This is a genomic window from Nostoc sp. NOS(2021) (assembly GCF_017115025.1).
Lineage (GTDB): Bacteria > Cyanobacteriota > Cyanobacteriia > Cyanobacteriales > Nostocaceae > Nostoc.
This window is the reverse complement of the sequence record NZ_JABXKM010000117.1, coordinates 1-8,265: the sequence shown is the minus strand read 5'-3', so window position 1 is coordinate 8,265 and position 8,265 is coordinate 1. Positions and strand designations below refer to the sequence as shown.

6 protein-coding genes are annotated in these 8,265 nt (G+C 41.6%); 2 read left to right on the top strand and 4 right to left on the bottom strand.

What is annotated here, in order from left to right:
• Positions 1-191 precede the first annotated feature (191 nt).
• Together HWQ41_RS14835 and modB are read left to right on the top strand one after the other, a co-directional pair.
• The gene (locus HWQ41_RS14835; RefSeq protein ID WP_292763920.1) at positions 192-1,094 is read left to right on the top strand and encodes a class I SAM-dependent methyltransferase; all 903 of its coding nucleotides are present in this window, start codon (positions 192-194) and stop codon (positions 1,092-1,094) included.
• 189 nt (positions 1,095-1,283) lie between these two features.
• Positions 1,284-3,095, top strand: a complete 1,812-nt coding sequence (gene modB, locus HWQ41_RS14830) for a molybdate ABC transporter permease subunit (RefSeq protein WP_292763925.1) — start codon at positions 1,284-1,286, stop codon at positions 3,093-3,095.
• Positions 3,096-3,215: 120 nt separating this feature from the next.
• Here the strand turns inward: modB and HWQ41_RS14825 are convergent, their stop codons facing one another.
• The 4 genes from HWQ41_RS14825 to HWQ41_RS14810 all read right to left on the bottom strand — a co-directional run bounded on the left by HWQ41_RS14825 (position 3,216) and on the right by HWQ41_RS14810 (position 8,121).
• On the bottom strand, positions 3,216-3,587 hold the full coding sequence (locus HWQ41_RS14825; RefSeq protein ID WP_292763923.1) for a four-helix bundle copper-binding protein: 372 nt from the start codon (positions 3,585-3,587) through the stop codon (positions 3,216-3,218).
• Between the two features lie 569 nt (positions 3,588-4,156).
• On the bottom strand, positions 4,157-5,293 hold the full coding sequence (locus HWQ41_RS14820; RefSeq protein ID WP_292763917.1) for a cystathionine gamma-synthase: 1,137 nt from the start codon (positions 5,291-5,293) through the stop codon (positions 4,157-4,159).
• 13 nt (positions 5,294-5,306) lie between these two features.
• Complete coding sequence (locus HWQ41_RS14815; protein ID WP_292763914.1) at positions 5,307-6,668, bottom strand: cystathionine beta-synthase; 1,362 nt, start codon at positions 6,666-6,668, stop codon at positions 5,307-5,309.
• Between the two features lie 262 nt (positions 6,669-6,930).
• Complete coding sequence (locus HWQ41_RS14810) at positions 6,931-8,121, bottom strand: aminotransferase class I/II-fold pyridoxal phosphate-dependent enzyme (protein WP_292763911.1); 1,191 nt, start codon at positions 8,119-8,121, stop codon at positions 6,931-6,933.
• Between the last annotated feature and the right edge of the window lie 144 nt (positions 8,122-8,265).

Here is an 8,265-nt window from a genome sequence, read left to right as displayed (position 1 = left end):
CCCGCTCTTCGAGAGGGGGCTAAGATGTACCTCATGTGATTAGGAAACGCTATAATTCCATCGAATTGAAAACAGCTATAGACTTTGAAGCAAGACTAAAGTAAAGCAGTTCAGTAAAAATCACTTGCGGTTAATGCTGAGTTAGGAGTATAACAGAAAACAGACTTAACTATTCATGAGGAATAATCATAATGTCTCAATTAGCAAATGTAAAATTCAGTCTAAATGACTTTGAATTACGAGATGGAATTTATTTTCCTAGCGACTATGAACAATTGAATAATACTCAACATAAAAAAACATGGGACGCAATTGGTAAAACATATTATGGTTCCCAAAAAATTGAAAAACTTGCAGATACATCGCCTATTAAACAAGATTACACTCTGCTAACTGGCACACCTGGAGGTACTTGGAACAAATTTCCGTTGAATAAATCTGTTGATTCGATTCTAGAGATTGGTTCTGGTTATGGTCGGGCACCTTTGCATCTCTCTAAAGCGAAAAATCTGAGATGCAAGAAATATTATGGCATTGATATTTCTGAGCCTTTATTGCGGCGGTTAGTCAAGGTTAAACAAGAATATGATTTTTTCCCAGAAGCTGAATTTAACTTGATTTGTACTTCTGCTGAAATATTGCCTTTAGAAGATAATTCTATAGATTTGGTAATTTCTAATTGCGTTTTTATGCATATCCCAGATGCACAATTAAGAAAGTTATTGGCTGATATATCTCGTGTGCTAAAACCTGGTGGAATTTTTGTTTTTAATCATTCCTTTCACAACAAGTCTTGTCCTTCTCATATTATCCATAATTTTATCAGAAGGCTGAACCCATTTGTGAGAAATCCAGTTTATCTCAAGCAATATTCAGCTGCTGAAATACAGGAGATGTTAGCGACTGCTGGGATGAAAGCGAAGTGTCCACAATACATTGTCGAACCAACAGAAGAATATGCAATTTTGCCGGAAACTATCAAAGGAATCCCAGTACCGTTTGCTAATGCTATCAACAGAAGTCTTAAACCATCAGGTAGTTTAAAAGAAACTTTGGCTTATGGTTTTAGTGCCTACAGTAGTCAACTGGACTAATTACAGCTATTTTCATCTATTTGAATTACACCTGTCGTAGGGGCACAGCAATGCTGTGCCCCTACAGCGTTGTCTAGTTTTTGCCATTTTCTTTATTGTTTGTCAGGTAATTTACCAACTTTTCCCAACATATTTGAGCTAAAGTTGGTAAATTATGGATTAGTTGAGCTAATTCTTCCCCAGACAACTATGCCATTGGATTTCTCGCCTCTTTGGATATCACTCAAAACTTCATTACTTGCTACATTTATCACCTTTTTCTTAGGTATCGCTGCTGCCTACTGGATGCTGGGATATCGTGGCAAAGGTAAATCGTTGATTGAGGGTATCTTTATTGCGCCCCTAATTTTACCACCCACAGTTGTAGGCTTTTTGTTGCTGCTATTTTTTGGGAAAAATGGCCCTGTAGGGAAACTCATGCAGGCTTTTGACTTCAGCATCGTTTTTACTTGGTATGGTGCAGCGATCGCCGCCACGGTAGTTTCTTTCCCATTAATGTATAAAACTGCATTGGGAGCCTTTGAACAAATAGATGGCAACTTGCTGCGAGTAGCTAGAACCCTTGGTGCAACTGAAGCCACAATCTTTTGGCGCATCAGTTTACCCCTAGCAGTACCCGGCATTGTCGCCGCTACAATGCTCGCTTTTGCCCGTGCTTTAGGAGAATTCGGGGCGACATTGATGCTGGCTGGTAACATTCCTGGACAAACGCAGACAATCCCAATGGCGATTTATTTTGCTGTGGAAGCGGGAGCAATGAACGAGGCTTGGTTTTGGGCGATCGCTATTATGGTGATTTCTCTATCTGGAATTATTGCTGTCAACTTCTGGCAAGAATTGAGGGAAAAGAGGAGAGGAGGAGGGGGAGCAGGGAGCAGGGAGCAGGGAGCAGGGGGAGAAATTCTCTACACGCCGCACTCTAGCCTTGAATCTGGTGGATTGTTAGTCAATATTGAAAAAATACTTCCTAGCTTTGATTTAAAAGTTGCTTTCACTACTGATGAACAACCCTTGGGATTGTTGGGGGGTTCTGGAGCAGGTAAGAGCATGATTTTGCGCTGCCTTGCGGGGATAGAAACGCCCACTAGAGGACGCATAGTTTTAAATGGTAGAGTATTGTTTGACTCGGAACAAGGAATTAATTTACCCAGCCGCGATCGCCGCATCGGTTTTTTAGTGCAGAATTACGCCCTATTTCCGCACATGAGTGTGACGCAAAATATCGCTTTCGGCTTGCCCAAAAAACTATCTGCTGGGAGTATTAAGGTGCAGGTAGAGGAGCAACTAATAGCGATGCAGTTACAAGGATTAGGCGATCGCTATCCGCACCAACTTTCTGGGGGTCAACAACAACGGGTAGCCTTGGCAAGAGCATTGGCAAGTCAACCGGAAGCATTGCTTTTAGATGAGCCGTTTTCGGCACTTGACACCCATCTACGTAGTCAATTAGAGCAGCAAATGACAGAAACTCTAGCTGACTACCAAGGTGTGACTCTATTTGTCACCCATAATATGGAAGAAGCTTATCGGATTTGTCCGAATCTGTTGGTATTGGAGCATGGTAGAGCCGTTCACTATGGCAGCAAATACGATATTTTCGAGCATCCTGCTACTGTGAGTGTCGCCCAACTTACCGGATGTAAAAACTTCTCCCGTGTTGTTCTCCAGTCATCGCAACAGGTGGAAGCGACTGATTGGGGTTGTACTCTCCAAGTCGTTGAACCAGTCAAGAGCGAATTATCCCACGTCGGCATTCGTGCCCATCAGTTCATTTTTACCAACGACTCATCACAGGAAAATACCTTTCCCTGTTGGGTAGTACAAGCAAGTGAAACGCCCCATCGAATGACGTTATTTCTCAAATTACATTCTGCTGGCAAGAATTCTCAAGATTACCATCTGCAAGCTGAAGTTTTCAAAGAAAAATGGGCGACGATGAAAGACCAACCTTTTCCTTGGTATGTGCGTTTAGATCCTCTGCGCTTGATTTTGATGGAGTGAACGCAGAGATACACGGGACGCGGGAAATTCTGCAAAAGAATATTACTTCAAGCGCCCAGATCCAAAGAATCTGAGCGCTTGAATATTAGGTTGCAGAGAAACTTCTGCTAGTTAGAGGAATTATGCGGGCATCATGTGCATACTTCTGCAAGACTCTGCACACTTACGGCAAGCAGCAGCACATTCCATCATTTTCGCGTCATCGCTCATCATTTCACACGCCATAGCAGTGCGATCGCACATTTGGGCACAAAGCATACAAGTGCGTTCCATAAACTCAGAACCACTCATCATCATATTCATGCACATCATGCACATTTCAGAGCAATCGCGCATCATGCTCATCATGCTCATCATGCTCTTGTCCATGTGCTTACCACCTTTGCTCATGCAGTAAGTCATGGTTTCCATGCACATTTTGTGACAGTCCATACAAACTTCCATGCAAGCTTGCATTTCGGGAGTCATGGTTTCAGTCATCATCATCATCATCGGAAATACCTCCTGATTTTTTGATGCATAAATACTGTCCTTGAAAGGACTACTCATAACATTAGTCCTATCGTTTTAAAGAGTCAATGGGGTTTTTAATTCGGAATTTATAAGCCTACTATCCCGATATAATTACCGGAAATTTGAACTAATTCTACACTAGTTTTGTGTTGTTTTTCTGGGGATTACTACGTACTAAGGCTTATAAACCCCCGTTTTGGAGTGGGGTTTTCTTAAGAAAGTTAACTTTTCGTCAGGGATCAAAAGTTAGAGTTAAATCTGGATCAAAAATAATGTCATGTTTTTTAACAAACGCCTAAACAAAGCATTTATAAACTTATATTAAACCACTTTAAATCTTGCTCCCCAACGCTAGTAGGGAAGGGGCTGGGGGTTAGGTCTGTATTAGACTCAACTAAGAAGCGCTATATGTTTGCGGTGGGGCTTAAATCCCTTCCGCAAACAAAGCTATCTGTAAAAGTATGGATCTCAAACCCTATACTTAATTACGATAAATCAAGCTTACAACGTCAAATTAAAATCGGTTTTCCCATGCCCAATGCCAATTTTCAAGCTAAAGCATTTTCTAAATCAGCTTGCAAATCTTGCTGATGTTCAATTCCTACCGAAAGACGGACTAAATTATCCTTTATTCCGCGTTTGAATCTTTCTACTTCTGGTAAAGAACCGTGAGTCATTTTGGTAGGATAGCAAAGTAGCGATTCCACACCACCTAAACTTTCAGCCAGCAAAAATAACTTGAGTCGGGAAGCAAATCTTTCAACCTCAGCAAAACCACCTTTTAATTCCAAACTAATCATTCCCCCAAACCCAGACATTTGCTCTTTTGCTAGTTGATGCTGTTCATGACTGGGTAATCCTGGATAATAGATTCGCTCAATTTTGGAATGCTTTTCTAAAAATTCAGCCAAAAATAAAGCGTTTTTTTGATGTTCTCGCATTCTTACAGCCAGAGTTTTAATTCCTCGCAGCACTAACCAGCTATCAAAAGGACTAGGAATCGCCCCGATCGCATTTTGATAAAACTTCAGTTCGGTGTATAGTTGCTCGTTAGATGTGATGACCGCACCACCAATAATATCGCTGTGTCCTCCTAGATATTTGGTAGTGCTGTGAACCACAATGTCAGCACCTAAATCTAACGGTGTTTGAAAATAAGGACTAGCAAAGGTGTTATCAACTACTAAGATGATGTTGTTTTTACGGGCAATATTTGCCAGTGCGGCAATATCAATAATTTTTAACAAAGGGTTGGTGGGAGTTTCAATCCAAATCAGCTTGGTATTTGGTTGAATGGCAGTTTCAAAATCGGCGATGTTATCAATATCTACATAGGTAGTTGTCACACCCCAATTTTTCACAACCTTTTCTAACAAACGATAAGTTCCACCATACAAATCATCACCAGCAACAATATGGTCGCCATTTTTTAGTAGACTTAATACTGTGGTAGTTGCAGCCAAGCCAGAGGCAAATGCTAAACCAAATTTGCCATTTTCAAGAGAAGCTAAAGCGGATTCTAAAGCGGTACGGGTGGGGTTTCCCGTGCGAGAATATTCATATCCTTTGTGTTTACCTATGGCTTCTTGTTCATAAGTAGAAGTCAAATAAATGGGAACAATTACAGCGCCTGTTTGTGGGTCTGATTGCTGTCCTTCATGAATTGCTTTAGTCTCAAATTCCATGATTTTTCCTTGATTATTCTTGGGTTTGACTAATCCAATATCTGATTAAATCGGCTCTGGTAATTAATCCAATGGGAACATCATTTCGCTTAATAATAATTCCTGTTGTTCCTGATAACAATACTCGATAAGCTTCGGAAACATCGACTTCTTCATCAAGCATCGGCAGAGGTTTACCCATGACTGCCGAAACTTCCTGCTTAGAAAAGTTGATCCCATCATGGAGAAATTTCATTAAAGAGGCTTCATTGACGCTTCCGACTACATGATTATTATCAATCACAGGTAGCTGCGAAATATTCAGCTTTTGTAGGTAGTTTGTCGCTTTGCTTAAGGTATCACGAGGACTGACAGCAACTAGAGAAGGAAAATCTGTTTTTTGAGCGAGAATTTCGCCAACTTTGATGCTTTTTACCGTTGTACCTTCCCAAAAACCATTTTCCTGCATCCAGGCATCGGAGTAGATTTTATTAATGTAGTTTCTTCCCGTATCTGGTAATAGCGCTACAATATATTTCGGCTCTGTTAATCTGGCTGCATACTTGAGCGCTGCGGCTACTGCTGTACCACAAGAACCTCCTACCAATAAACCTTCTTCTCGTGCTAAACGACGAGCCATATTAAAAGATTCTTTATCGCTAACCCGAACCATTTCATCGACTAATTGACGATTAAATGTCTTGGGAATAAAATCTTCACCAATTCCTTCAACTTTGTAAGATTTTGGGGTATCACCAGAAAGAATTGAACCCTCTGGATCTGCACCAACAATCACTATATTTGGATTTTGCTCTTTCAGATATTTAGCAACTCCTGAAATTGTACCACCTGTACCCATACCTGCAACAAAAACATCAACTTTCCCATTACTATCTGACCAGATTTCTGAGCCGGTAGTTAAGTAATGTGCTAAAGGATTATTCGGGTTTTCAAATTGATTTGGTCTGTAAGCTCCTGGTATTTCTTTGGCGAGTCTTTCCGCTACACCGTTATAACTTTCTGGTGAGTCAGGCGGTACAGATGTGGGAGTAACAACTACTTCTGCACCATAAGCTTTGAGTAGGTTGATTTTATCCTGGCTCATTTTATCAGGCATGACGAAAATACAGCGATACTTTTTCACTGCTGCAATTAGTGCCAGTCCAACACCAGTATTACCTGCGGTAGCTTCGATAATAGTGCCACCGGGTTGCAATTGACCTGTTTTTTCTGCGGCTTCAATCATCGTGAGGGCAATTCTATCTTTGGTACTCCCGCCAGGATTGAGATATTCTACTTTGGCATAAATACTTGAGTGAATGTCTTCGGTAATTTTGTTAAGTCTGACTAATGGAGTTCTACCAATTGCTTGCAAAATGTTGTCGTAAGTAGCCATATAGCAGTCCTAAATAATTTGTAAAATCCTTTATTTCTTATCTTCGCGTCCTTTGCGTCCTTTGCGGTTCGTAAAAAAAAGTAATTTTTACAACTCAGATCAGATTGCTATAGTTGTTCCCTACTATTAATAAAAAATAAGGTGTAATGGGTCTTTCATCTTGAATTAATTTGGATGTGAAACGAACCGCGTTCGCGTAGCGTCTCGCAGAGAAGGACGCAAAGGGCGCGAAGATAAGAGAGGAGAAGGGAAGAAATGTATGTTAGGATGTTGGTTGTAAAGTGGTTTGTAGTTTGAGTAAGCGATCGCTCGCTGTTTGTAATGTCTCAGGTCTTTTGCTGAAGCAAAATCTGATCAATGAATGTCCTTTTTCTGGTTGGCTGAAAAAGCTGGAACCAGGAACTACGGCAACACCAATCTCTTTAATTAGATGGTAAGTGAATTCAACATCTGTTTTATAGCCGAATTTGGAAATATCTGCAAGTACGTAATAGGCTCCTTGGGGAACGAAATAGGGAATGCCAACTTGATCTAGAATCTGTAAAATGCTGTCTCGCTTCTGGTGATAAAGTTTGGCTAGTTCTTCATAATAGGATGGTGGCAATTGCATGGCGGCAACTCCGGCTCGTTGCAATGGTGCAGGAGCGCCAACGGTGAGGAAATCATGGACTTTGCGAATCGCTCCTGTCAATTCGGGGTTGGCCAAAATGTAGCCGACTCGCCATCCAGTGACGCTGTAAGTTTTGGAAAGACCATTGATGGTAATTGTGCGTTCTTCCATACCGGGAAGGGTCGCTAGGGCAATATGTTGAGTGCCATCATAGAGAATATGTTCATAGATTTCGTCAGTGAACGCTAACACATCCCACTTTTGACAAAGTTCAGCAATTAGGGTGAGTTCTTCACGGGTAAAGACTTTGCCGGTGGGATTGTGGGGTGTGTTGATAATAATCGCTTTGGTATTGGCATTGAAAGCTTGACGCAACTGTGCTTCATCAAACGTCCAATCAGGAGGATGCAGTGTCACATAGCGGGGTATGGCACCAGCTAAAATCGCATCAGGGCCGTAGTTTTCGTAATACGGCTCAAATACAATTACTTCCTCACCGGGATCGACGGTTGCCAGCATCACAGCTGCCATTGCTTCTGTGGAACCACAGGTAACGGTGATTTGGGTTTCGGGATCAATATCTAAGCCGAGATACCAACGAACTTTGTTAGCGATCGCCTGACGAAATGGGCGATCGCCCCAAGTAATGGCATACTGGTTGACATCTGCCTCTATTGCCTCATAAGCTGCCTGTTTCAACTCCAAGGGACAGGGAAAATCAGGGAACCCCTGCGCTAGATTCACTGCACCATGTTGCAGTGCTACCCTGGTCATTTCTCGAATCACCGACTCTGTAAACTGCTCTGCCTTCGCTGATATTTTTTGGCGCACAATCTCACTCACCCCTATACCTCCGTTGATCTCTATTGCGGTGATGCGGTAATTTCTCTAAACCCGATAAAATCCATAATATCGATAGATTCATCGTAGTATACTCAAATTCCAGATCCAGAGGGAATGGGGACTGGGGATTGGGGACTGGGGAAT

Excerpts from the sequence above, each read along its gene's own strand:
- modB (WP_292763925.1), top strand. The coding sequence starts at position 1,284 with ATGCCATTGGATTTCTCGCCTCTTTGGATATCACTCAAAACTTCATTA.
- HWQ41_RS14815 (WP_292763914.1), bottom strand. The coding sequence starts at position 6,668 with ATGGCTACTTACGACAACATTTTGCAAGCAATTGGTAGAACTCCATTA.
- HWQ41_RS14835 (WP_292763920.1), top strand. The coding sequence starts at position 192 with ATGTCTCAATTAGCAAATGTAAAATTCAGTCTAAATGACTTTGAATTA.
- HWQ41_RS14820 (WP_292763917.1), bottom strand. The coding sequence starts at position 5,293 with ATGGAATTTGAGACTAAAGCAATTCATGAAGGACAGCAATCAGACCCA.
- HWQ41_RS14825 (WP_292763923.1), bottom strand. The coding sequence starts at position 3,587 with ATGATGATGATGATGACTGAAACCATGACTCCCGAAATGCAAGCTTGC.